Source organism: Streptomyces sp. NPDC086080 (assembly GCF_044540255.1).
Lineage (GTDB): Bacteria > Actinomycetota > Actinomycetes > Streptomycetales > Streptomycetaceae > Streptomyces.
The window spans coordinates 1-24,128 of record NZ_JBITRU010000002.1; the positions used below are offsets into that span (position 1 = coordinate 1).

Sequence of the window (24,128 nt, forward strand, 5' to 3'; positions counted from 1 at the left end):
ACATTCTGGCCGTCGGGCTGACGGCGTCTGTCTGTGGAGCTGGTGTAAGACCTCAACGGAGTACTCCGGGCGGGCAGTCGGCGATGAAGCAGAAACCCCACGGCGCGAGCCGTAGGAATCCCCCTCCTTCAGGAGGGGGAGGAAGTCAAGGTGGTCGGTGCTCCCTTGCGGTGGGCCGTGTCGGCGTGCTGGCCCGTTCCGCGTTCCCAGGGGAACGGGACTCCGCCAACGGTAGTTGCGTTGGGTGACATTTTGGGTGCGGATGGTCAGAATCTGCAGGTGGTGGCTGTTCCGCGACCCGGTTGGGAACACCGTCACCCTGGTCGGTGGCCGCCGCTCACCATGACGCTTGAGGTGTGAACAGTGACCAGCGGCAGCAGACCGCACCAGGTGAGACCAGGCTCCCGGTCGGTGAACTCGCCCAGGACGTACGGCAGGACGTGCGCGGGATCGTCATGGACCACCAGGACGGGCTCGTATGGCTGCGCCCCGAGGGCGGCGGAATCGAGTGGACGGCGCAGCCCGCCGACGTGCACCCGCTGCGCGTCCTGGAGCGGACGGAGCCACTGCTGCGGGTCCCAAATCGCCCGGGCCAACGCACGGAGCAGAGGGGAGGTTCTCTGACTCCCCGGGTCCTCGCGGGCAGCCCCGGTACGAGCGGACGGGAACACTCGGGCCGGCCGGGGCCGCGAGGCTCCGACCCGTCCGACGACAACGGCGTACGGAGTGTCAGACATGGCGACGACAGGCAGGTGGCGGACGGACACGGACACGGACACGGTGAAGGATGCCGAACGGGCGTGTGAGGACCTGCGTGACGCGCTCGGGGTGGCGGGAGTGACGTTGCCGTCCCTCGGGCTGGACGCCGCTTCCTGCGCCGGGTCGCCTCCGCTCGTGCTGATCGACCTGGGGCGCTGCAACGTGGCCACGGCTCGTGCCCTCGCTTCCGCCGTAACTGCGACGATCACGCGGGAGATGACGTGATGTCCGCCCCGTCCGTCGAGCACCCGTGGCGTGATGCGGGTACTACTCTGCCGTCGTAGGAGGAAGCACGATGGGCCAAGAGCCGCTGGCGGACTGGGCGGAGCGCCGCGACGCGAAGATCGGACGCCTTCGGGCCGTCTCGCTGGTGTCCGGCGACGGCCCCCGGGGCTCACACCTCAATCCCGAGGCGCCCCGCGTGATCCAGCGGTGGAACGGATACGCCTGGGAGCCACACGGGTATGCGGCGAACCTCGCCGAGGCTCAACGGCTGCTGTACCCGCGAGACGAGGCGCCGCCGACGGCTCCGGTTCCCCGGCCGCAGCCGCTACGGGAAGGGCGGGGGCGGCACCGCAGGCCGGGCCCGAGTGCCGGATGAGTCGATGGCCGGTCTGGGCCGGGTGCGCACGATCAGCGTGCCGATGTGGCCCGGTCCCGGCGCGTCCACGACCGATGCCCCGGCCCAGGCGAACCCGGCCCGGAGCAAGTGTCTCCCCCGCCGCGGGCTTGTGGCTGAGCATCGCCCCGTAGCGAAGATCAGGTTCTTGGAGGAAACCGTCGGCGACCTCGACGCAGTTGCCCCCGTCTGGGTGCTGCTCGCATTGGGTGCACTCCTCCGAGGCCGCTTGAATCATTGCGGCGGAAGCCTGCGGTGACAGGGTGCATGCCCTGAGCGGATCGGGCAAGATCGTCAGGCCACGCTCCGTCACCCGGATCCGCGGACAGCCATGGGAGTGCACAAGGACGCTGCTGGTATTCGCCCCGCCATGCGGGGCGTCTCTACCTCAAGTGAAGCTCAGATGTTCGATAAATGCTTGCCTCCTCACCGAAAGAAATGATTGAGTCGCTCTCGGTTGCCCCGTCTTCGGGGCGTACCCGACAGCCGGGTGTGCTGCTACACAAGGGCTGTTCAGTACCCGGCTGGCCTGACCACCAGAATCCGGATGAGGGGGATTGGCATGGCAAGACGTTCTGCGCTGCTGCGTCGAATGGTCGGTGCTGGCACACTGGCGGTTTTCGCGCTCGGCGGTACTGCCGGCGCGTCCTATGCGATAGGCGAATATCACGTCTGGAACAAGAAGTCGACGCCGCTGAAGGAGTCCGCTTACGGTAGCACGGCGTATGGCTACGGGAAGTGGCGACTCTACAACGGCTCGAACGGCACGACGTCGAAGGTCTACAGCTACAGCCGTCTCGCCCACAACGCTGACAACCACAAGGTGTATGTCGAGCTCAAGACCCAGGCGAACGCTGGTTACTGCGTCGCGCCGAAGTACACGACCTGCGACAAGAAGTGGTATCACCACGCCACCGCGGAGACCAAGCATCACACCAGCAGCAGTTACAAGTACTACAAGGCGTACGACGGTGTGCCGGGGGACGCGGACTACGCGCGGGGAGCGGTCCGAACCTCCATCGACATTCCGTATCGGCCGGACACTCACAGTGGCACGTCCTACACCGAGGGCTCGAAGTACTGAACCCAGTCGCACGCCATGACTCGGAGCCCGATGTGCCGAGTCGAAGAATGGCAGGGCCCGCGCTTCCCCTCTCGGTGAGGCGCGGGCCCGGATTGAATCCGCTGTCAGCCCGGGAAAAGAGCAAAGAGGGCACCGTGACCGTCAGTTCCGGCCGACTAGTATGCAACGCCGTCTCCAAAGGATATGGAGAGGAATTCTGCCTGGGTCCGCTGTCTATGGAAATAACTGGCGGTGTAACGTGTCTCGTCGGCCCCAACGGGGCGGGGAAATCCACATTCTTCCGTCTGGCTGCCGGAGTGGAGAAACCTTCATCCGGTACCATCACCTTGGAATCCGGTGAGTGCAATTCCTCACTTGGCTATCTCCCTCAGGAACCCCAGTTGCCGGCCGCCGCCACCTGCGAAGAGTTTCTGCACTATGTGGCATGGTTGCAGGGCGTCCCCGCCCGGCGCAGGCCGGAGTCCGTTACGTCGGCCCTTGCCCGGACCGGCCTCGATGACAAGCGCACAAGCCGGATCCGCTCGTTGTCGGGCGGCATGGCACGTCGCCTCGGAATCGCGCATGCCTTGGTGCACAACCCCTCGCTCCTTCTACTCGATGAGCCCACCGTCGGACTCGATCCGCGGCAGCGTGTCGCACTGCGCGGGACGATCGCCGATCTCTCCGAGGGTCGTGTGGTGATCGTGTCCACGCACCTCGTGGAGGATGTCCGCGGGCTCGCCAACCGCGTCATCGTTCTCGGCGAGGGCTCTGTGGTCTTCGACGGCACCGTCGCTGAACTGGAGAAGAAGGCCGACCCGAGTGCGCCGGGGGATAGCGATCTGGAACGTTCCATCGCGACGCTGATGGAAGACGGGGCAGCGTGATCATGCGAATCCGGTATGCACTGCGCACGCTCGTCGGCCCTTGGGTCGTTCTGCCAGCTGCTGTCCTGGAAGTGGTCAACTTCTATCAACGGGGCATGCCTTGGCGTGGTGAGGGGTTGTGGACGGTCGACTGGTTCGCCATCCCGCTGTTCATTCTCGGCCCGGTGTACGCGGGGGCGGCAGCGGTGGACGCGTCTCGGCTGTCCCGTCCGGGCAACATCCACCTGGTCGTGTCGGTCGCCCGGCTGCGTCTGCCCTATCTGCGGGCCGCCGCATGGTGCGCCGTACCAGCCGCTGCGGTTCACCTGCTCGCCATTGTCATCGCCCTGGTGACCGGCGGCGTCCAGAACCCTGAAGTGGGGTGGGGCTGGATGGTTCTCGCCGCCCTCGTGCAGTGTCTGGCCATCGCCTGGTATGTCGCCCTGGGATCGGCGATCGGACGGTTCGCGCCGCCGGTGGTAGCCGGGCTGTCTGCGGCGGCCGGCGCCTTCGTCCTGTTTTATCTGCTGGGTGAGGGAAGCGGAGCGGGCGCCCAGGAAAATTTCCAACTCCTCACGTTCGGCGGAGCGACGGTGTCCCGGCTCGGGTTGACGTACGACGGGGGATATCTGCTCGGCCAGGCGGTGGTGCTGCCGGCCACGGCGGCCGCGATGTTGCTTCTGCCATTGCGGATGCGTTCGGGTGTCCGGGTTCCCACTGGCGCCGGAAGCGGTCTGGCCGCCGTCACGGTGGCCGTTCTCGCCTCGACCTCGCTCGTCCTGCCGGCACAGCGGCTCCAAATGGCCCCGCAGACACCACAGGATTGTGTAGGGAGCAGCCCGCAGGTCTGTCTTTTCGCGGAGCACTCTCGGTTCGCCGGGACCGTGAACAGCCAGTTCCGTGACATGGTCGATGCGGCGAGGGACGCCGGCTATGACGCTCTGATTCCGGACAAGGTGGAGGAGATGAGCCGCACCTACCGGCCGGCACCCGGTACGGGAACCGCCGGTCTGCAGATACCCGCGGACACGTACGAGACTGGGGAGCTCTCCCTCGACGAGTTGGTGACAGAAATCGTCACTCCGCAGCACTGCGCAGCACTGTACGGGGAGGAACCTCCGAGCGACGGGTACTGGGAGCGGAACCTGTCGCTGTACGCGACGTGGATGACCCTGATGGACGTGAAGATGGATTTGCAGGACTTTCCGGTGCCTGTGAAGATCCTCGACGCTGAGCAGGTACGGGACATCAAGGCGGACTTCGCGCGGTGTGACCTGGACGGAAGCACGTGAGGAAGATGCCGGTCGTGCAGGCCTGGTCGGCAGTGCATGCCGTCAGGCCCGCACGGGTTCTGCTGGCCATGGTGGCCTTGGTCTCCTTGTGCGGCAGCCAGGTGACGGTGTCCGGCGTGGGCCTGTTCCTGTTCGACAGCCCCGTCTCCCTCCTCCTGCTGCTGCCAGCCCTGGCCGGTATGGGGGCGGCCATCGCCACGGACAACACGGCGCGGCTCCCCCTCCCCGACCCTCCGCGATCCGTTCTGGCCCGGGCGGGATGGGTGACTGCGTGGACGTGTCTCGCTGTACTCGCCGCCAATGTCGCGCAGGTGACCGGCCCGGAAGTGACCTGGCAACCCACCGCGCGCAACGTGCTGCTTCATACGGCGCTCAGCCTGGTGACCCTGCACTACGTGCATGCGCATGCCGTGTGGCTCCCTTCCCTTGCATTGACCCTGTGCAGCATGCTGTTCGGGTACCGGGTCGGCGAGCCGGGCCACTACTGGTGGGCCGTCATCATGGACCTGGAGGTCACCCCCACCCAATGGGTGGTGACCGGCGTACTGTTCACAGCCGCTGCGCTCGCCTACGTCGTTTTCCCGGCGGTGCGTCGACCTTCCTGGGGGTAATCGACTGTGCGAGTGTTTCTGGCCGTCGCGGGTGGGCTCGTGCTGTCGAGCCTCCTGATGTTCCTCATCGCGGTGTTCTTCGTCCGTATGAGGAAGGTGCGCTTTCGACGGCGTTGACCGAGACGGTGACCACCCGGGTCCCGCCGGGGGCGAGGGCCAGGCCGAAGCGGATCGGAACCGGAGCGGCCAGCCCGGAAAAGGCTCGGGTATCCCAGGCCGCGTGCCTCCTGCCTCACTTTGACGTGCTGTTCCGCATCTCCGGGCGGCCGCAGCCGAGCTCCAGGGCCGTCGCCGGGTCGTCGAGCAGTTCGGGGACGTGGCGCCCCGTGGCCGGTGTACTGGGTACAGCGGAACGACGGCTCGGCATCATCCTTGAACGTGGACTCGGCGTAGATATCACGCGGTTCGGTCTCGGCAGCGATGTCGACCAGACCAGTGGCCGTGTCGTGCGTAACGACGTCGCCGGAATCCGGCCCGTTCCGTGCGTGAGTTGTAGCCGACTGGTCGTGACCGGAGTGAGGTCGCGCAGCTCAGACAGGAGGGCGATTGGCGGACTCGTACTCATCCGCGATGACGAAGACGCCGGCACAGCGGGGGCATTCGGCCTGGCCGAAGAGGTGGGCGATTCCGTCGGCGAGCCTGGATTGCCCGTCGCGGACGGCGATCTCGTGCATCCGACGACCGGTGCCGGAGATCATCTCTGAGGGTGCCGGCTTCAGGTCCCGTCGGTCCACGTCGCCCAGGTTCCAGTCCCGGATCGCTGAATAGTGTCCGTACCCACCGATGGCGATCGTCACCTCTACAGCGCAGTGAGGGCACGCGACCTCGTAGAAGTCGTCCGAGAAGTCGCCCAGGACCGCGCTCCAGTGATATTGCCCATCGGCTGCGATCAGGTCACGGAAGGCCGCGAGGTAGTCGTCCGGCCGTGAACGCAGGTGCCGATTGAGTAACCCCCGGAACTCCGCGATCGCGTCGGCACAGGCTGCCAGCAACTCGTCGCAGCCATGATCTCCTGCCCCGCACCGGACGATCGCCCCCGCCAGCTCACGCGCCCGGGAATTTCCCGCCGCCAGACGCACCAGACGGGGCAGTGCGGCGAAGCTGGCGGGGAACACCAAGTCGGACTCGAGGTTCAGCCGGTAGCCCAACTCGTCCCACGCCGCGGCGTCGTCCTCGTGCTCGGCCCGTGCCAGGAGTTCGGGAACGCGATCGACGTCCCCGTAGGAGTCGTACATCTGTGCCCAGTTCGTCACCTGAGCATTCAACCGCCCTGAGCTGCCGGAAAGGGGATTCCGTTCCCTTCCCGGCAGCTGGCCGTCAGGTCCCCCGTCCTGGCGGGGACGGGGGACCTGGTGGCGCGTCAGTACGCGGAGCCCGACGCGCCCAGGGAGCCGGTCGGGTGCCAGACCGTCTTGGTTTCGAGGAAGGCTGTCATGCGGTCCGTGCCGGGGGTGGCCGACCAGTTGTCCACAGGCTGTGGACGGAGGACGCGCTTGAGGTTGTCGGCCGCCGCGATCTCCAGTTCCTTCGCCAGGGTCTCGTCCGCGCCCGCGAGGTCGATCGCGTTCACGTCCATGTGCGCGGCGAGCGGGGTGGCGATCTCCGCCGTGCGGCCGGAGAGGATGTTGACCACGCCGCCGGTGAGGTCGGAGGTGGCCAGGACCTCGCCGAGGGAGAGAGCGGGGAGGGGGGACTTCTCCGATGCCACCACGACCGCCGTGTTGCCGGTGGCGATGACGGGGGCCACTACCGAGACCAGGCCCAGGAAGGACGACTTCTGGGGGGCGAGGACCGCGACCACGCCCGTCGGTTCCGGGGAGGACAGGTTGAAGTACGGGCCCGCGACCGGGTTGCCGCCGCCGACCACCTGGGCGATCTTGTCGGTCCAGCCCGCGTACCAGACCCAGCGGTCGATCGCCGCGTCCACCTGCTCGGCGGCCTTCGACTTCGACAGGCCCTCGGCGGCCGCCACCTCACGGACGTACTGGTCCCTGCGGCCCTCCAGCATCTCCGCGACGCGGTAGAGGATCTGGCCCCGGTTGTACGCCGTAGCGCCCGACCAGCCGCCGAACGCCTTCCGCGCGGCGACCACCGCGTCACGGGCGTCCTTGCGGGAGGAGAGGGGGGCGTTGGCCAGCCAGTTCTGCTTCGAGTCCGTCACCTCGTACACCCGGCCGCTCTCGGAACGCGGGAACTTCCCGCCGACGTACAGCTTGTAGGTCTTCAGTACGGAAAGTCGTGCGTCAGACATCGAGGTACGCCTCCAGGCCGTGGCGGCCGCCCTCGCGGCCGAAGCCCGACTCCTTGTATCCGCCGAACGGCGAGGTCGGGTCGAACTTGTTGAACGTGTTGGACCAGACGACACCCGCGCGGAGCTTGTTCGCGACCGCCAGGATGCGCGAACCCTTCTCCGTCCAGATGCCCGCCGACAGGCCGTACGGGGTGTTGTTGGCCTTGGCGACCGCCTCGTCCGGGGTGCGGAAGGTGAGGACGGACAGCACCGGGCCGAAGATCTCGTCGCGCGCCACCGTGTGCGCCTGGGTGACCTTCGTGAACAGCGTCGGGGCGAACCAGTAGCCGTTCTCCGGGAGTTCGCAGGCCGGGGACCAGCGCTCGGCGCCCTCCGCCTCGCCCTGGTCGGCCAGCGCGGTGATCCGGGCCAGCTGCTCGGCGGAGTTGATCGCGCCGATGTCGGTGTTCTTGTCCAGCGGGTCGCCGAGGCGGAGGGTGGTGAGGCGGCGCTTGAGGGAGTCGAGGAGTTCGTCGTGGATCGACTCCTGGACCAGGAGGCGGCTGCCCGCGCAGCAGACCTGGCCCTGGTTGAAGAAGATGCCGTTGACGATGCCCTCGACGGCCTGATCGATCGGGGCGTCGTCGAAGACGATGTTGGCGCCCTTGCCGCCCAGTTCGAGGGTCACCTTCTTGCGGGTGCCCGCGACCGTGCGCGCGATCTGCTTGCCGACGGCGGTGGACCCCGTGAAGGCGACCTTGTTGACGTCCGGGTGCGCGATGAGCGCGGCACCGGCGCGGCCGTCGCCGGTGATGATGTTGACGACGCCCTTGGGCAGGCCCGCCTGGCGGCAGATGTCCGCGAAGAACAGCGCGGAGAGGGGGGTCGTCTCGGCGGGCTTCAGGACCACCGTGTTGCCGGTCGCCAGGGCCGGGGCGATCTTCCACGCCAGCATGAGGAGGGGGAAGTTCCAGGGGATGACCTGGCCGGCCACGCCCAGAGGGCGCGGGTCCGTGCCGTAGCCGGCGTGGTCGAGCTTGTCGGCCCAGCCCGCGTAGTAGAAGAAGTGCGCGGCGACCAGGGGGAGGTCCGCGTCGCGGGTCTCCTTGATCGGCTTGCCGTTGTCGAGGGTTTCCAGGACGGCGAGCTCGCGGCTGCGCTCCTGGATGATCCGGGCGATGCGGAAGAGGTACTTCGCGCGCTCGGAGCCCGGAAGCGCCGACCACTTCTCGAACGCCTTGCGGGCGGCCCTCACCGCGCGGTCGACGTCCGCCTCACCGGCCTCGGCGACCTCGGAGAGGACCTCCTCGGTGGAGGGGGAGACGGTCTTGAAGACCTTGCCGTCGGCGGCCTCGGTGAACTCACCGTCGATGAAAAGGCCGTACGACGGGGCGATGTCGACGACCGAGCGGGACTCGGGCGCCGGTGCGTAATCGAAAACAGGTGCCATGGTGATCAGTCCACCGTCACGTAGTCGGGGCCGGAGTAGCGGCCGGTGGCCAGCTTCTGGCGCTGCATCAGCAGGTCGTTCAGCAGCGAGGAGGCGCCGAAGCGGAACCAGTGGTTGTCCAGCCAGTCCTCGCCCACGGTCTCGTTGACCAGGACCAGGAACTTGACGGCATCCTTGGTCGTACGGATGCCGCCGGCCGGCTTCACGCCGACCTGGACGCCGGTCCGGGCGCGGAAGTCGCGGACCGCCTCCAGCATGAGGAGGGTGTTCGCGGGGGTCGCGTTGACGGCGACCTTGCCTGTCGAGGTCTTGATGAAGTCGGCGCCGGCCAGCATGCCGAGCCAGCTCGCCCGGCGGATGTTGTCGTACGTCGACAGCTCGCCGGTCTCGAAGATGACCTTCAGGCGGGCGCTCGTCCCGCAGGCCTCCTTCACGGCGGTGATCTCGTCGTACACCTTCCCGTAGTTCCCCGCGAGGAACGCCCCTCGGTCGATGACCATGTCGATCTCGTCCGCACCGGCGGCGACGGCCTCGCGGACGTCCGCCAGCTTCACGGCGATGGGGGCGCGGCCGGCCGGGAACGCGGTGGCGACGGAGGCGACCTTGACGGTGGAGCCGGCGACGGCCGCCTTCGCCGTGGCCACCATGTCGGGGTAGACGCAGACCGCGGCCGTGGAGGGCGTGGTGCGGTCGGTCGGGTCGGGGTGGACGGCCTTGGCGCCGAGCGCCCGGACCTTGCCCGGGGTGTCCGCGCCTTCCAGCGTCGTCAGGTCGACCATCGAGATGGCGAGGTCGATGGCGTACGCCTTCGCGGTCGTCTTGATCGAACGGGTGCCGAGGGAGGCGGCGCGCGCCTCCAGGCCGACCGCGTCGACGCCGGGCAGCCCGTGGAGGAAGCCGCGCAGTGTGCTGTCGGACGCGGTGACGTCGCTGAGAGCGTGGGGTGCAGTGGTGGGCATGGTCACCAGACGAGCATATCTACGCGCGTAGCGGCTGTACAGCCCCGAGGTGCATCCCGTACGCCTTCGACGGGGTGCCGGGCGGGGTGCCGTGTGAGGACTCGCTGGGCGTCCCCGCCCGGCTTCCACCCCGTACGGGGTCCGCCGCGGCGTCGTGCAGAATCGGGACCATGACGAGCCCCGACCCCCAGTCGCCCGGCCCGGAGCCCACGAAGCCTTCCGGTCCCGCGACACCTCAGTACCAGGACCGGATCTACCGGTCGCCCGCCGGCCTGGTCGGAGGTGTGCTGCTGCTCGCCATCATCGGCTGGCTCGGCATCGACGCCGTCGTCGCCGGAGAGGGCCGCACCCCCTGGTTCGCCCTCGCCACGATGCTCCTCCTCGTGCCGCTGGTCTTCGCCTACAGCCTGCGCCCCGCCGTCTACGTCAACGACGACCGGCTGCGCGTCCGCAACCCGTTCCGCGTGATCGTGCTGCCCTGGGGGAAGGTCGCCTCGCTGCGGTCCGGGTTCTCCAACGAGGTCATCGACGAGAACGGCACGAAGTACCAGCTGTGGGCTCTTCCGGTCTCCCTGCGGGCCCGCGGCAAGGCGGCACGGCATGAGGCGCGGGCGGCCGCGGCGGCGGCTCGCGCCGAGAAGGGAGAGGGCGCGGGCCGGGGTGGCCGCGGCGGCGGCCGTGGGCTCATTCCGGGGGCCCCTCCCGAGGCACCCAAGAAGGCCGAGGGCGACCGGGCCATGGCCGAGATGCGCGAGCTGCACGAGCAGCGGCAGGGAGTCGACACCGCGCAGGGCGAGGTGACCGTGCGGTGGGCCTACGAGATCGCGGGGCCCGCGGTCGCGGGGGCCGTGCTGCTGGCGGTGCTGCTGGCTGTGGGGTGAGGAGTTCCGGGCTCCGGGTTCCGGGCTCGGGGTTCCGGGTTCCGGGCGGCGCGTGAGTCACGCGGGGCGAGTGGCTCGCCCCGCGTACTTCTCTCAGATGCCGGCGGCCTCGGAAAGGTCCTGCTTGATCCGGGCGAGAAGAGCCGCCGCCTTCGCACGGGCCGCCGGGAGGTCCGGCTTTTCGGCGACCGGGACCACCACCTCCAGGTAGCACTTCAGCTTCGGCTCCGTGCCGCTCGGGCGGACGACGACCCTGGCCCCGTCCAGGGTGTAGCGCAGGCCGTCGGTGGGCGGGAGCTTCTCCGTACCCTCGGTCAGGTCCTCGGCGCTGATCACGCGCAGGCCGGCCAGCCGTGTGGGCGGATTCTCGCGCAGGCGGCGCATCGCGGCGGCGATGATGCCGAGGTCCTGTACGCGGACCGAGAGCTGGTCGGTGGCGTGCAGGCCGTGCTCGACGGCGAGGTCGTCGAGGAGGTCGAGGAGGGTGCGGCCCTCCGCCTTGAGCTCGGACGCCAGTTCCGTGAGGAGCAGGGCCGCCGTGATGCCGTCCTTGTCCCTGACGCCGTCCGGGTCGACGCAGTAGCCGAGCGCCTCCTCGTAGCCGTAGCGCAGGCCCTCGACCCTGGCGATCCATTTGAAGCCGGTCAGGGTCTCCTCGTAGGGGAGGCCGGCCTTCTCCGCGATGCGGCCGAGGAGGGACGACGACACGATCGACTCCGCGAACGTGCCCCTCGCTCCGCGGCGGACCAGGTGGGCGGCGAGCAGGGCGCCGACCTCGTCGCCGCGCAGCATGCGCCAGTCCGTGCCGGTGGGGCCGTCCTTGACGGCCGCGGCGCAGCGGTCGGCGTCGGGGTCGTTGGCGATGACCAGGTCGGGGTCGGTCTCGCGGGCCTTCGCGAAGGCGAGGTCCATCGCGCCGGGCTCCTCCGGATTGGGGAACGCGACGGTCGGGAACTCCGGGTCGGGGTCCGCCTGCTCGGTGACGAGGACGGGCTGCGGGAAGCCGGCCCGTTCGAAGGCGGCGAGGAGGACGTCCTTGCCCACGCCGTGCATCGCCGTGTAGACGGTGCGGGCCGTGCGGGGGGAGCCCTTGGCCAGGACGGCGTCCGTACGGGCGAGGTACGCGTCCAGGACCGTCTCGTCCAGGGTCTCCCAGCCCCCGGTGGGGCGGGGGACCGTGGTGAGGGAGGTGACGGCGGCGATCTCGGCGGCGATCTCCGCGTCGGCCGGGGGGACGATCTGGGAACCGTCGCCCAGGTACACCTTGTAGCCGTTGTCCCGGGGCGGGTTGTGGCTGGCGGTGACCTCCACGCCGGCGACGGCACCGAGGTGCCGTATGGCGTAGGCGAGGATGGGGGTGGGCAGGGGGCGGTTGAGGACGGCCGCCCGGAGGCCGGCGCCGGTCATGACGGCGGCGGTGTCCTCGGCGAAGTCACGGGACTTGTGACGGGCGTCGTAGCCGATGACGACGAGGCCGGCTGTGTCGTTCCCGTGAGGGGTCCCGTGCTTCTTGAGGTACGCGGCGAGGCCGGCGGCGGCGCGGATGACCACGGAGCGGTTCATACGCATCGGGCCCGCGCCGAGTTCGCCGCGGAGACCGGCGGTGCCGAACTGGAGGGTGCCGGCGAAGCGTGCGGTGAGTTCGGCGTGGTCGCCGGTCTCGATGAGGCGGGCGAGTTCCTCGCGGGTGTCCGGGTCGGGGTCCTCGGCGAGCCATGCCTGTGCCTGTGCGCTGAGGGCGTCGTCTTCCACGTCGGTCGGCCTCTCTCGGTCGTGGTCTGAGATCGGAGTGTCATGCGGTGCGCCTCCGCCGGGGGCTGCGTAGCGCAGGTGCGGCGGGGTCTCGCGGACCGGCGCCGGACCACCCGCCCCGCGCCTACAGGCGCCCCAGCACCTGAGTCAGCAACGCCCCCATCCGCGTCGCCGAATCACGCCCCGCCTGCAGAACCTCCTCGTGGTTCAGCGGTTCCCCCGTCATGCCCGCCGCGAGGTTCGTGACCAGGGAGATCCCCAGGACCTCCGCCCCCGCCTCCCGCGCGGCGATCGCCTCGAGCACCGTCGACATGCCCACCAGGTCCGCGCCGATCACCCGGGCCATCCGGATCTCCGCCGGAGTCTCGTAGTGCGGGCCGGGGAACTGGGCGTAGACGCCTTCCTCCAGGCTCGCGTCGATCTCCTTGCACAGCGCCCGCAGCCGCGGCGAGTACAGGTCGGTGAGGTCGACGAAGTTCGCGCCGACGATCGGCGACGTGGCCGTGAGGTTGATGTGGTCGCTGATCAGGACCGGCTGTCCGGGGCGCATGCCCTGGCGCAGGCCGCCGCAGCCGTTGGTCAGGACGATCGTCTTGGCGCCCGCGGCCACCGCCGTACGGACGCCGTGGGCGACGGCCGCGACGCCCCGGCCCTCGTAGTAGTGCGTACGACCAAGGAAGACCAGGGCGCGCTTCGTACCGACGCGGTACGAGCGGATCTTGCCTCCGTGGCCCTCGACCACCGGCGGCGGGAAGCCGGGCAGTTCGGTGACCAGGTGCTCGGCCTCGGGCGTACCGAGGGCGTCCACGGCCGGGGCCCAGCCGGAGCCCATCACGAGAGCGACGTCGTGGGTCTCGGCGCCCGTGAGTTCGCGCAGGCGCGCGGCGGCGGCGTCGGCCGCGGCGTAGGGGTCGCCCTGGATGTCGTCCGGAAGAAGAGAAGCGTTCACGCGGTCGAGGGTAACCGGTATTCGCCTACGCGCGTAGATGTTCGGGACGGCGCGTTGGCGATCGTTGTCTTGTCGTTTCCGGCGAACGGCCCTCAGCAGGGACGTTTGCGCAGTTCCATCACATAGTCGTGGGGAGCGCCTGCGGACTCGGCGGCGTCGGCGATCTCGCCCAGATAGCGGGCCGAGGGCAGGCCGCCCTCGTAACCGTTCAGGACGTACGTCCAGGCCGGCTCCTCGCCGTCCAGGGTGTGGGCGCGGACCCGGGTGCGGCGATAGAGGTCCAGTCCGCCCGCCCCTTCCCAGCGGTCCAGGGACTCCTCGTCCATCGGGGTGATGTCGTAGAGGGCCACGAAGACCTGGGAAATGGGGTCCTCGACGAGGGTCGCCAGTGAACCCTCCCCGCCCATGTGCTCGCCCCCGAAGGTCAGCCGCCACCCGTTCAGCCAGCCGGTGGCGCGCAGCGGCGAGTGCGGGGCGCGGCGGGACATCAGCCGCGCGTCGAGGTTGCCGGCGTACGCGGCGTAGAGCGACATATGGGGAAGGGTACGGCAGACGGAACGTGAGCCACTCCGGTAACAGCGGGGCCACGGCCCCGGCCCCCGTGCGGTCGCACCGTGAAGTGTGCGGGACAATGGAGTACGTGACTCGGATCGTGATCATCGGTGGCGGACCCGGCGGATATGAAGCGGCGCTGGTCGCCGCTCAGCTCGGCGCGGAGGTGACCGTCGTCGACGCCGACGGCCTGGGCGGGGCGTCGGTGCTCACCGACTGCGTGCCGTCCAAGACTCTGATCGCCACGGCCGAGGTGATGACCACGTTCGACTCCTCCTACGAGGAACTGGGCATCATCGTCGCCGACGACACCCCGCCGATGGAGCAGGCGGCCCGGGTGGTGGGCGTCGACCTGGGCAAGGTCAACCGGCGGGTGAAGCGGCTCGCCCTGGCCCAGTCGCACGACATCACCGCGTCCGTGACCCGCGCCGGCGCGCGAGTGCTGCGCGGGCGCGCCCGGCTGGAGGGCATGCAGGCGCTCGACGGGTCGCGCAAGGTCGTGGTGCGCGCCGCCGACGGGAGCGAGGAGACCCTCACCGCCGACGCCGTACTGATCGCCACGGGTGGTCATCCGCGCGAGGTGCCCGACGCCCGCCCGGACGGCGAGCGGATCCTCAACTGGACGCAGGTGTACGACCTGGACGAGCTTCCCGAGGAGCTCATCGTGGTCGGCTCCGGTGTCACGGGTGCCGAGTTCGCCGGCGCCTACCAGGCGCTCGGGTCGAAGGTGACGCTCGTCTCCTCCCGCGACCGGGTGCTGCCGGGCGAGGACCCGGACGCGGCCGCCGTGCTGGAGGACGTCTTCCGGCGCCGGGGCATGAACGTCATGGCGCGGTCCCGTGCCGCGTCCGCCAAGCGGGTCGGGGACCGGGTGGAGGTGACCCTGGCCGACGGGCGGGTCATCACCGGGTCGCACTGTCTGATGGCCGTGGGCGCCATCCCGAACTCCGAGGGCCTGGGCCTGGAGGAGGCAGGGGTCAGAGTGCGGGACTCGGGCCACATCTGGACCGACAGGGTCTCGCGGACCACGGCCCCGGGCGTGTACGCCGCCGGTGACGTGACGGGTGTCTTCGCGCTCGCCTCGGTGGCGGCGATGCAGGGGCGTATCGCCATGTACCACTTCCTCGGTGACGCGGTCGCCCCGCTGAACCTCAAGACGGTCTCGTCGAACGTCTTCACCGATCCCGAGATCGCCACCGTCGGCTACTCCCAGGCCGATGTCGACGCCGGCAAGATCGACGCCCGGGTGGTCAAGCTGCCGCTGCTGCGCAACCCGCGGGCCAAGATGCAGGGCATCCGCGACGGCTTCGTCAAGATCTTCTGCCGTCCGGGCACCGGCATCGTGGTGGGCGGTGTGGTCGTGGCGCCGCGCGCCTCGGAACTCATCCACCCCATCTCGATCGCGGTCGACAACAATCTGACCGTCGAACAGATCGCTAACGCCTTCACCGTGTACCCGTCGCTGTCGGGGTCGATCGCCGAGGTGGCCCGGCAGCTGCAGACCCGGAAGGCGGGCGCGGAGGCCTGACGGCCGGAACCCGCACCCTGCCGGTCACGGGGCGTCGCCCCCGACGCACGCGCCCTATATCACTTGGTGTGGGGCCGTGCGAACAACTTCTGCTATTCAGCGCAAACTGCTGAAAGCAGACGGTCGTCGGCGTTACTGTCAGTTTCGTGTTCGCTGCAGAACGTCGCCAATTGATCCTCGAAATGGTGCGAGCGAACGGGGCCGTGTCGCTCCGTGAGCTCGCCCGCGTCGTCCAGACCTCCGAAGTGACCGTACGGCGGGACGTGCGCGCGCTGGAGGCAGAAGGACTCCTCGACCGCCGGCACGGCGGTGCGGTACTTCCGGGCGGTTTCACGCGAGAGTCCGGTTTTCCGCAGAAATCCCATCTCGCGACCGCCGAGAAGACCGCCATCGCCGACCTCGCCGCGAACCTCGTGGAAGAGGGCGAGGCCATTGTGGTCGGCGCGGGTACCACCACACAGGAGCTGGCCCGCCGGCTCGCCCGGGTGCCCGGGCTGACGGTCGTCACCAACTCGCTGCTGGTCGCCCAGGCGCTGGCCCATGCCAACCGGGTGGAGGTGGTGATGACCGGCGGTACGCTCCGCGGTTCGAACTACGCCCTCGTCGGCAGCGGGGCCGAGCAGTCCCTGCAAGGGCTGAGGGTGTCGAGGGCCTTCCTCTCCGGAAGCGGCCTGACCGCCGAGCGCGGGCTGTCCACGACCAACATGCTGTCGGCGTCCGTCGACCGGGCGCTGGTGCAGGCCGCGGCGGAGGTGGTGGTCCTCGCGGACCACACGAAACTCGGTACCGACACGATGTTCCAGACCGTGCCGACGGATCTGATCACCCGCCTGGTGACGGATGAGCCACCCGCGCACGACGATCGTGCGGCGACCGAGCTTCAGGCGCTCGCGGATCAGGGTGTGCAGATCGCTGTGGCCGGGGCGCCGGGGGGTACCGCGGGCGCGGGGGGTGACGGGCCGCCGTCGGCCCGCCAGCGCCGGGAAGTGCCGCTTCCCGGTCCTCGCCGGCAGGGGCCCGCAGGACTGCGTGCGGCCGTGGCGCTGGGCGCGGCGGCGGAGCAGGGGCCGGGGCAAGGGGCCGAGCGTGCGGCGCGGGTGGCGGATCTTCGGAGGCGGTGAGGGGGCGCTGCGCTGGCGGTGACGCGTGCTGCGGGGCCGGGGTGATGACGGGGCTGGGCCCCGGCGGCCCCGGCGTGTGGGTTGCTGCTTGCTGCACCGGCGAGGGTGCCCGGTGTTGGTGCTGGGCGGGGGGTGTCTGCGCAGCCCGGCGCTTGCGGGGTGCCGTCGCGCCCACCCGTGCCGCCCCAGCGGCACGACTGCCCGCGGAGGGCGGAGGGCCGCGGGGCGGCTGGCCGCGGGAGCGGCGGGGCGCGGCATGGATCGCCCGCGGAGGGCGGAGGCGTGGCGCGCTGTTCGCGGGAGTGGTGGGCCTGTGGTGTTGAGGGCCGGGCGGCAGGTGGGTACAGGGGCCGTACACGCGGGGCGGTCGGCACGCATGGCCGAGGCGGGGCGCGGGCGCGGACGGCGGGAAGGGGACGGGGCGGGGGTGCCCGCCCGCAGCGGCCGGCGCGTCCGCGCCGCTCACTTCTCGAACTGCCGATTCCGCGCCGGACCGAGGACGGGTACCCCCGACCCGGCCCCGACCCACCCACCACCCGTGGGCGCTACACCCGCCCCCACCGCAGGGACAGCGGCGCCGCAGGCATACGACCGACAACCGTCACTCGAACGCACACCTGCGGCTACAGCCCGCCACGGACCCGCAGGGCTCAAGGCATGCGACCGACAACCGTCACTCGAACGTGCACCTGCGGCACCACGGCCGCCCCAGACCCGCCAGGGCTCGAGGCATACGACCGACAACCGTTACTCGAACGTGCACCTGCGGCACCACGGCCGCCACAGACCCGCAGGGCTCAGTCCTTGATCTCGCAGATCGCCGCGCCGGACGTCACCGACGCGCCCACCTCCGCGCTCAGGCCCTTGACCGTGCCCGACCGGTGCGCGTTGATGGGCTGCTCCATCTTCATGGCCTCCAGGACGACGACCAGGTCGCCCTCCTTCACCTCCTGGCCCTCCTCCACCGCGATCTTGACGATCGTGCCCTGCATCGGAGAGGCGAGCGTGTCGCCCGAGGCCACCGGCCCGGACTTCTTCGCCGCCCGACGCTTCGGCTTGGCGCCCGCCGCCAGACCCGTACGGGCCAGGGACATCCCCAGCGACGCCGGGAGCGAGACCTCCAGCCGCTTCCCGCCGACCTCGACGACCACCGTCTCGCGGCCCGCGTCCTCGTCCACCTCCGCGTCCACCGCGGTGGCGAACGGCTTGATCTCGTTGACGAACTCCGTCTCGATCCACCGGGTGTGCACGGTGAAGGGATCGGCCGAACCGGTGAGTTCGGGCGCGAACGCCGGGTCCCGCACCACCGCGCGGTGGAACGGGATCGCCGTGGCCATGCCCTCGACCTGGAACTCCTCCAGCGCACGGGCGGCACGCTCCAGCGCTTCCTTGCGGGTACGCCCGGTGACGATCAGCTTGGCCAGCAGCGAGTCCCACGCCGGTCCGATGACCGAGCCGGACTCGACACCCGCGTCCAGCCGCACACCGGGCCCCGACGGCGCGGCGAAGGTCGTGACCGTGCCGGGAGCGGGCAGGAAGTTGCGGCCCGGGTCCTCACCGTTGATACGGAACTCGAAGGAGTGGCCCCGCAGCTCCGGGTCGCCGTACCCGAGCTCCTCACCGTCCGCGATGCGGAACATCTCCCGCACCAGGTCGATACCGGCGACCTCCTCGGTCACCGGGTGCTCCACCTGCAGACGCGTGTTGACCTCGAGGAAAGAGATCGTCCCGTCGACACCGACCAGGAACTCCACGGTGCCCGCACCGACGTAACCGGCCTCCTTGAGGATGGCCTTCGACGCCGAGTACAGCTCGGCGACCTGCGCGTCGGACAGGAACGGCGCCGGAGCCTCCTCGACCAGCTTCTGGTGCCGGCGCTGCAGCGAGCAGTCGCGTGTCGACACGACGACCACGTTGCCGTGACGGTCCGCCAGGCACTGCGTCTCCACGTGCCGCGGCTTGTCGAGGTAGCGCTCGACGAAGCACTCGCCCCGCCCGAACGCGGCAACGGCCTCACGCACGGCCGAGTCGTACAGCTCCGGCACTTCCTCCAGGGTCCGGGCGACCTTCAGCCCACGCCCGCCGCCACCGAACGCGGCCTTGATGGCGATCGGCAGCCCGTGCTGCTCGGCGAAGGCGACGACCTCCTCCGCGCCGCTCACCGGATCGGGTGTACCCGCGACCAGCGGGGCCCCCGCACGCTGGGCGATGTGCCGGGCGGCGACCTTGTCCCCGAGGTCGCGGATGGCCTGCGGCGGCGGGCCGATCCAGATCAGGTCCGCGTCCAGCACGGCCTGGGCGAACTCGGCGTTCTCGGAGAGGAAGCCGTATCCGGGGTGGATGGCGTCCGCACCCGACTCCCGAGCGGCCTTCAGCACCTTGTCCATGTCGAGGTAACTGGTGGCCGGAGTGTCACCGCCCAGGGCGAACGCCTCATCCGCGGCGCGGACATGCAGAGCGTCCCGGTCCGGGTCGGCGTATACGGCAACGCTCGCGATTCCGGCATCCCGGCAGGCCCGGGCAACGCGGACAGCGATTTCGCCACGGTTGGCGATGAGCACCTTGCGCACGATTGAGGCTCCCTCCTTGAAACAAGCCGAGTTTAGGGACTGCCGACACGGCACTACGACCCGTCCCCAGTGGTGAGCTTGCCCACACGGAGCGTGATGCGCGGCTTGCTCGACCCGCGAAATCCCTTGTCGCACAACGGTACGCAGGACTCCTCCGGGAAACCCTAGCCGCCCCGTGTGGTCAAGGTCTCTGTAAGGGGGTGCTGCGGCCCACTCTGTTTCTTTGTGGAGTTCCTACGAATGGCTCAATGATTCTTTGCCTTCCGCAGAACCCTTGTACCGAGGTTTACCGGTTAGTAGCCTTCGCGTCGGCCCGAACATACTCGGGGCAACCACAGTCGTGCTCGAAAGTGGGTGGGGACCGGTGGTGCGCAGACCGGTGGCGTGGGTCGTGGCGCTCGTGCTGTTCGTGGAGGCGCTCGGCGTCGCGGCGCTGAACTGGATCCTGAGCGTCGTCGTCGACCGGCAGGACATGTCGCTGGCGGGTCTCGACCCGCACATGATGTCGCTGTCCTCGAAGATCGGCGGGGTCGTCTTCGGGCTCTACTTCGCGCTGTGCGGGCTGGTGGCCCTGCTGGTCGCGCTGCGCGACCGGGCGCCGACGGGATTCGGCAGGGTGCTGCTGATCAGCGCCGCGGTGGTGCACGGGCTGCTGGGCGCGGGCGTGTGGGGCCTGGTCGGCCGGCCCGCGTTCGTGTTCATGGTGGTCGTACTCGGGCTGATCGTGCTGCTCCTGATGACGTACGACGGCCGCGCGGGCGACGCGTCCGCCGGCACCGCCCCTGAGGGCGGCGCCGGAGGTGCCGGAGGTGCCGGAGGAACGGACGGTATCGGCGGCGGTGCGGACGGCGCCGGCGGTACGGACGCCACCGGCAAGGACGGCGGCTCAGGGAGCACCGGCGGCGCCCCTGTCACTCCTCCGGCGGCGCCCACAGCTCCGTGATGCCGACGCCCAGCCGGGCCAGCAGACGGCGTACCAGGGGCAGGCTGATGCCGATCACATTGCCGTGGTCGCCGTCGATGCCGTCGATGAACGGTGCCGAGCGGCCGTCCAGGGTGAAGGCCCCGGCGACGTGGAGCGGTTCGCCGGAGGCGACGTAGGCGGCGATCTCCTCGTCCGTGGGGTCACCGAAGCGGACGACGGTGGAGGCGGTGGCGGAGGCGTACCGGCCGCTGAGGGTGTCGTAGACGCAGTGGCCGGTCTGGAGGGTGCCCGCGCGACCCCGCATGGCCTTCCACCGCGCGGTGGCCTCCTCGGCGTCCGCGGGCTTGCCGAGGGCCTGACCGTCCAGCTCCAGCACGGAGTCGCAGCCGATCACCAGCGCACCCTTGACCTCGGGCTTCGCGGCGACGACGGAAGCCTTGGCCTCGGCCAGGGCGAGCGCGAGTTCGGAGGGGGCGGGGGCGGTGACGGCGTCCTCGTCGACCCCGCTGACGATCACCTCGGGGGCCAGTCCGGCCTGGCGGAGCAGTCCGAGCCGGGCGGGGGACCGGGAGGCGAGTACGAGGCGGCGGCGGGGGTCGTGAGCTGTCATGCGGTCAGCGTATCGACGCGTCGTCGCCGCCGCCCGGGATGCCTCACCGCACGCCGATCACGAGCATGGCGAGCACCATGGCCAGCGCCATGAGAACGCCCAGCCGCCGCAACATGACCTGCGTGTCCCGCAGTTCCTTCGGCGGCTCGTTCTCGGGGTCCGACCACAGCATGCCTCCAGCGTCGCGCCGAGCCGGGAGAAGGCGCCTGAGTACGCGTACTCAACTTGGTGGAGAGGGGACGGGAGGGGCGCGGGCCGCACCCGGCGGTGCGGCCCGCTGCTGCTACGAGCCCGGCCAGTACGTGCGCGACCACGACGCCGGACCCGGAGGGGGCAGGCGGTGGGCGGCGATGCGGGACGGGTCGGACCAGGAATCACGAGGTGTGGGCGCGCCGGACGGCACGACGGACGCCGCCGCGGCGCGGGCCCGGACCACCGCCAGTGCGGCGGCCAGCTCCTCCGGGGTGGGGTTGCCCCGTACGACCTTGATCACAGCGTCTCCTTACAGGGGGATGTTGCCGTGCTTCTTGGGAGGCAGGGTCTCGCGTTTGGTGCGCAGGTGGCGCAGTCCGCGGACGATGTGGCGGCGGGTGTCGGAGGGTGAGATGACGGCGTCGATGTAACCGCGTTCGGCGGCGATGTAGGGGTTGAGGAGGGCGTCTTCGTAGGCGCGGATCAGCCGGGCGCGGGTCTCGTCGGGGTCCTCGGCGTCGGTGATGGTGCGGCGGTGGAGGATGTTGACGGCTCCTTGCGCGCCCATGACGGCGATCTGGGCGGTGGGCCAGGCAAGGTTGAGGTCGGCGCCGAGGTGTTTGGAGCCCATGACGTCGTAGGCGCCGCCGAAGGCCTTGCGGGTGATGACGGTGATCAGGGGGACGGTCGCTTCGGCGTAGGCGTAGATGAGTTTGGCGCCGCGGCGGATGATGCCGTCGTGTTCCTGGTCGACGCCGGGCAGGAAGCCGGGGACGTCGACGAAGGTGATGACCGGGATGTTGAAGGCGTCGCAGGTGCGGACGAAGCGGGCCGCCTTCTCGGAGGCGGTGATGTCCAGGCAGCCGGCGAACTGCATCGGCTGGTTGGCGACGATGCCGACGGGGCGGCCCTCGACGCGGCCGTAGCCGGTGAGGATGTTGGGGGCGAACAAGGGCTGGGTCTCGAAGAACTCGGCGTCGTCGAGGATGTGCTCGATCACCGTGTGCATGTCGTAGGGCTGGTTCGCCGAGTCCGGGACGAGCGTGTCCAGCTCGCGGTCCTCGTCGGTGACCGTCAGGTCCGCCTCCTCCGGGAACGCCGGGGGCTCGGAGAGGTTGTTCGACGGCAGGTACGACAGGAGCTGCTTGACGTACTCGATCGCGTCCTTCTCGTCGCCGGCCATGTGGTGGGCCACGCCCGAGGCGGTGTTGTGGGTGCGGGCTCCGCCGAGTTCCTCGAAGCCGACGTCCTCGCCGGTGACCGTCTTGATGACGTCGGGGCCGGTGATGAACATGTGGGACGTCTGGTCGACCATGATCGTGAAGTCGGTGATCGCGGGGGAGTACACCGCGCCTCCGGCACACGGGCCGACGATCAGGCTGATCTGGGGGATGACGCCGGAGGCGTGGGTGTTGCGGCGGAAGATCTCGCCGTAGGCGCCGAGGGAGGCGACGCCTTCCTGGATGCGGGCGCCGCCGGAGTCGTTGATGCCGATGACCGGGCAGCCGGTCTTCAGCGCGAAGTCCATGACCTTGACGATCTTCTGGCCGTAGACCTCGCCGAGGGCGCCGCCGAAGACGGTGAAGTCCTGGGAGAAGACGGCGACGGGACGGCCGTCGACGGTGCCGTAGCCGGTGACGACGCCGTCGCCGTAGGGGCGGTTGGCGTCGAGGCCGAAGTTGGTGGAGCGGTGCCGGGCGAACTCGTCCAGTTCGACGAAGGAACCCTCGTCGAGCAGGAGGTCGATCCGTTCACGTGCCGTCAGCTTGCCCTTGGCGTGCTGCTTCTCGACGGCGCGTGCGGAGCCGGCGTGCGTCGCCTCTTCGATACGACGCGTCAGATCCGCGAGCTTGCCCGCGGTCGTGTGAATGTCGGGCTGCTGCTCTTCCGGCTCGGACATCGGGATGCGGCTCCCTGCCTGCTCAAAAGGGGGGACGGTTACTCATCCGTAGAGTAGTGGGGGGCCCTCCGTTCGGCAGTGCGGTGTTTCCCACACCTAGTGTGGGTTGCATGATGTCCCGAGATGACTCCGAATCCGCTCCCGGCCGGAGGTCCAGCCCGTCGTCCAGCCCGTGGTCCGATCTGGACCGGCCGCCTCTCAACGCCGCCGCGCTGCGTCGGGGCCTGGTGCGGGAGGGGGCGTTGTGGCGGGAGGTGGAGGTGGTGCGGAGCACCGGCTCCACCAACTCCGACCTGGTGAGCCGGGCGGTTGAGGGGAAGGTGGCGGAGGGGGCCGTCCTCGTCGCCGAGGAGCAGACCGCGGCGCGGGGGCGGCTCGACCGGCGGTGGACGGCGCCGGCCCGGTCGGGGTTGTTCTTCTCCGTGCTGCTGCGGCCCGCCGAGGTGCCGGTGGCGCGGTGGGGCTGGCTGCCGTTGCTCACCGGTGTCGCGGTCGCGACGGGACTGTCGCGGGCCGGGGGCGTCGACACGGCGTTGAAGTGGCCGAACGATCTGCTGGTGACGGTGGACGGCGAGGAGCGCAAGGCCGGCGGGATCCTGGCGGAGCGCGCCGGGGACGATGCGGTGGTGATCGGCGTCGGGATCAATGTGAGCCTGCGGGCCGAGGAGCTGCCGGTGCCGACGGCGGGGTCGCTGGCGTTGGCGGGTGCGGTCACCACGGACCGGGATCCGCTGTTGCGGGGGGTGCTGCGGGCGCTGGAGGAGTGGTACGGGCGCTGGCGGGGCGCGGGTGGTGACGCGGGGGCGTGCGGTCTGCAGGAGACGTACGCGGCGGGATGCGCGACGCTCGGGCGGAGGGTGCGGGCGGAGCTGCCGGGGGATCGGGCGCTGGTGGGGGAGGCGGTCGCGGTGGACGGTGACGGCCGGTTGGTCCTGGCCACGGAGTCGGGTCTGCAGGAGCCGGTGGGCGCGGGGGACATCATCCACCTGCGCTGATCGCTCCGCTGGGCTTTCGGGTCGTATGCCTGCGGCGCCGGTGTCCATTCGGTGGGGGCGGGTGTAGCGCCCACGGGTGGTGGGTGGGTCGGGGCCGGGTCGGGGGTACCCGTCCTCGGTCCGGCGCGGAATCGGTGGTTCGAGAAGTGAGCGGCGCGGACGCGCCGGCCGCTGCGGGCGGGCACCCCCGCCCCGTCCCCTTCCCGCCGTTCGCGTCCGCGCCCCGCCTCGGCCAATGTGTGCCGACCGCCATACGCGCCTGCCGGTCATCCCCCGTGTACGGCCCCTGTACCCGCCTGCCGCC

General features: G+C 70.1%; 24 protein-coding genes. 11 read left to right on the forward strand and 13 right to left on the reverse strand.

The annotated features are described in order from the left end of the window. Positions 1 to 314 precede the first annotated feature (314 nt). A complete protein-coding gene (locus tag ACIF9R_RS02090) occupies positions 315 to 596 on the reverse strand; it encodes a hypothetical protein (protein ID WP_399973033.1) in 282 nt (93 codons plus the stop codon). Positions 597 to 735: 139 nt separating this feature from the next. Between ACIF9R_RS02090 and ACIF9R_RS02095 the strand changes: the two genes are divergently transcribed. The 6 genes from ACIF9R_RS02095 (at position 736) to ACIF9R_RS02120 (ending at position 5,210) form a co-directional block, all read left to right on the forward strand. After that, positions 736 to 984: a hypothetical protein gene (locus tag ACIF9R_RS02095; protein ID WP_399973036.1), complete on the forward strand. Its 249-nt coding sequence runs from the start codon at positions 736 to 738 to the stop codon at positions 982 to 984. 70 nt (positions 985 to 1,054) lie between these two features. After that, entirely contained in the window at positions 1,055 to 1,360 is a 306-nt protein-coding gene (locus tag ACIF9R_RS02100; protein WP_399973039.1) for a DUF6087 family protein, read from the forward strand. 580 nt (positions 1,361 to 1,940) lie between these two features. After that, positions 1,941 to 2,462 (forward strand): hypothetical protein, encoded by a 522-nt coding sequence (locus tag ACIF9R_RS02105; protein WP_399973042.1) that lies wholly within the window; start codon positions 1,941 to 1,943, stop codon positions 2,460 to 2,462. 134 nt (positions 2,463 to 2,596) lie between these two features. Then, entirely contained in the window at positions 2,597 to 3,328 is a 732-nt protein-coding gene (locus tag ACIF9R_RS02110) for an ATP-binding cassette domain-containing protein (RefSeq protein WP_399973044.1), read from the forward strand. A gap of 95 nt (positions 3,329 to 3,423) precedes the next feature. Continuing rightward, positions 3,424 to 4,599 carry a hypothetical protein gene (locus ACIF9R_RS02115; RefSeq protein WP_399973047.1) on the forward strand — a complete coding sequence of 392 codons (1,176 nt, stop codon included), beginning with the start codon at positions 3,424 to 3,426 and terminating at the stop codon, positions 4,597 to 4,599. Next, on the forward strand, positions 4,596 to 5,210 hold the full coding sequence (locus ACIF9R_RS02120; protein ID WP_399973050.1) for a hypothetical protein: 615 nt from the start codon (positions 4,596 to 4,598) through the stop codon (positions 5,208 to 5,210). Before ACIF9R_RS02115 ends, ACIF9R_RS02120 begins: the two co-directional genes overlap by 4 nt. A 530-nt stretch (positions 5,211 to 5,740) precedes the next feature. Here the strand turns inward: ACIF9R_RS02120 and ACIF9R_RS02125 are convergent. The 4 genes from ACIF9R_RS02125 to deoC form a co-directional block, all read right to left on the reverse strand. Further along, positions 5,741 to 6,463: a hypothetical protein gene (locus ACIF9R_RS02125; protein ID WP_399973053.1), complete on the reverse strand. Its 723-nt coding sequence runs from the start codon at positions 6,461 to 6,463 to the stop codon at positions 5,741 to 5,743. A gap of 107 nt (positions 6,464 to 6,570) precedes the next feature. Further along, complete coding sequence (locus tag ACIF9R_RS02130) at positions 6,571 to 7,461, reverse strand: aldehyde dehydrogenase family protein (RefSeq protein WP_399973056.1); 891 nt, start codon at positions 7,459 to 7,461, stop codon at positions 6,571 to 6,573. Beyond that, positions 7,454 to 8,890 (reverse strand): aldehyde dehydrogenase family protein, encoded by a 1,437-nt coding sequence (locus tag ACIF9R_RS02135; RefSeq protein ID WP_399973059.1) that lies wholly within the window; start codon positions 8,888 to 8,890, stop codon positions 7,454 to 7,456. Before ACIF9R_RS02135 ends, ACIF9R_RS02130 begins: the two co-directional genes overlap by 8 nt. 5 nt (positions 8,891 to 8,895) lie before the next feature. Then, the gene (gene deoC, locus ACIF9R_RS02140; RefSeq protein WP_399973953.1) at positions 8,896 to 9,849 is read right to left on the reverse strand and encodes a deoxyribose-phosphate aldolase; all 954 of its coding nucleotides are present in this window, start codon (positions 9,847 to 9,849) and stop codon (positions 8,896 to 8,898) included. 170 nt (positions 9,850 to 10,019) lie between these two features. Between deoC and ACIF9R_RS02145 the strand changes: the two genes are divergently transcribed. Continuing rightward, complete coding sequence (locus ACIF9R_RS02145; RefSeq protein WP_399973061.1) at positions 10,020 to 10,730, forward strand: PH domain-containing protein; 711 nt, start codon at positions 10,020 to 10,022, stop codon at positions 10,728 to 10,730. 93 nt (positions 10,731 to 10,823) lie between these two features. Here the strand turns inward: ACIF9R_RS02145 and ACIF9R_RS02150 are convergent, their stop codons facing one another. The 3 genes from ACIF9R_RS02150 to ACIF9R_RS02160 all read right to left on the reverse strand — a co-directional run bounded on the left by ACIF9R_RS02150 (position 10,824) and on the right by ACIF9R_RS02160 (position 13,964). Beyond that, on the reverse strand, positions 10,824 to 12,482 hold the full coding sequence (locus ACIF9R_RS02150) for a phospho-sugar mutase (RefSeq protein ID WP_399973063.1): 1,659 nt from the start codon (positions 12,480 to 12,482) through the stop codon (positions 10,824 to 10,826). 124 nt (positions 12,483 to 12,606) lie between these two features. Beyond that, positions 12,607 to 13,431 (reverse strand): purine-nucleoside phosphorylase, encoded by an 825-nt coding sequence (locus ACIF9R_RS02155; RefSeq protein ID WP_399973065.1) that lies wholly within the window; start codon positions 13,429 to 13,431, stop codon positions 12,607 to 12,609. A gap of 92 nt (positions 13,432 to 13,523) precedes the next feature. Continuing rightward, a complete protein-coding gene (locus ACIF9R_RS02160; protein ID WP_399973067.1) occupies positions 13,524 to 13,964 on the reverse strand; it encodes a gamma-glutamylcyclotransferase in 441 nt (146 codons plus the stop codon). Positions 13,965 to 14,062: 98 nt separating this feature from the next. Here ACIF9R_RS02160 and ACIF9R_RS02165 point away from each other — a divergent pair, with 98 nt between their 5' ends. Together ACIF9R_RS02165 and ACIF9R_RS02170 are read left to right on the forward strand one after the other, a co-directional pair. After that, positions 14,063 to 15,511 (forward strand): NAD(P)H-quinone dehydrogenase, encoded by a 1,449-nt coding sequence (locus ACIF9R_RS02165; RefSeq protein ID WP_399973070.1) that lies wholly within the window; start codon positions 14,063 to 14,065, stop codon positions 15,509 to 15,511. 182 nt (positions 15,512 to 15,693) lie between these two features. Continuing rightward, positions 15,694 to 16,632, forward strand: coding sequence for a DeoR/GlpR family DNA-binding transcription regulator (locus ACIF9R_RS02170; RefSeq protein WP_399973955.1), 939 nt, complete (start codon positions 15,694 to 15,696; stop codon positions 16,630 to 16,632). 797 nt (positions 16,633 to 17,429) lie between these two features. On the opposite strand, the gene ACIF9R_RS02175 is transcribed toward ACIF9R_RS02170, so the two are convergent. Next, entirely contained in the window at positions 17,430 to 19,202 is a 1,773-nt protein-coding gene (locus ACIF9R_RS02175; protein ID WP_399973073.1) for an acetyl/propionyl/methylcrotonyl-CoA carboxylase subunit alpha, read from the reverse strand. 364 nt (positions 19,203 to 19,566) lie between these two features. On the opposite strand from ACIF9R_RS02175, the gene ACIF9R_RS02180 reads away from it, so the two are divergent. Further along, entirely contained in the window at positions 19,567 to 20,145 is a 579-nt protein-coding gene (locus ACIF9R_RS02180; RefSeq protein WP_399973075.1) for a hypothetical protein, read from the forward strand. Here the strand turns inward: ACIF9R_RS02180 and ACIF9R_RS02185 are convergent. From ACIF9R_RS02185 to ACIF9R_RS02200, 4 genes are all read right to left on the reverse strand, one after another. Next, positions 20,114 to 20,737, reverse strand: coding sequence for a Maf family protein (locus ACIF9R_RS02185; RefSeq protein ID WP_399973078.1), 624 nt, complete (start codon positions 20,735 to 20,737; stop codon positions 20,114 to 20,116). The two genes, ACIF9R_RS02180 and ACIF9R_RS02185, sit on opposite strands and share 32 nt — an antisense overlap. 43 nt (positions 20,738 to 20,780) lie before the next feature. Continuing rightward, a complete protein-coding gene (gene mmpB / locus ACIF9R_RS02190; protein ID WP_399973081.1) occupies positions 20,781 to 20,909 on the reverse strand; it encodes a morphogenic membrane protein MmpB in 129 nt (42 codons plus the stop codon). 111 nt (positions 20,910 to 21,020) lie between these two features. Continuing rightward, entirely contained in the window at positions 21,021 to 21,230 is a 210-nt protein-coding gene (locus ACIF9R_RS02195) for an acyl-CoA carboxylase epsilon subunit (protein ID WP_399973084.1), read from the reverse strand. Positions 21,231 to 21,239: 9 nt separating this feature from the next. Beyond that, the gene (locus tag ACIF9R_RS02200; protein ID WP_399973087.1) at positions 21,240 to 22,829 is read right to left on the reverse strand and encodes an acyl-CoA carboxylase subunit beta; all 1,590 of its coding nucleotides are present in this window, start codon (positions 22,827 to 22,829) and stop codon (positions 21,240 to 21,242) included. Between the two features lie 110 nt (positions 22,830 to 22,939). On the opposite strand from ACIF9R_RS02200, the gene ACIF9R_RS02205 reads away from it, so the two are divergent. After that, positions 22,940 to 23,824 (forward strand): biotin--[acetyl-CoA-carboxylase] ligase, encoded by an 885-nt coding sequence (locus tag ACIF9R_RS02205; protein WP_399973089.1) that lies wholly within the window; start codon positions 22,940 to 22,942, stop codon positions 23,822 to 23,824. Positions 23,825 to 24,128 lie beyond the last annotated feature (304 nt).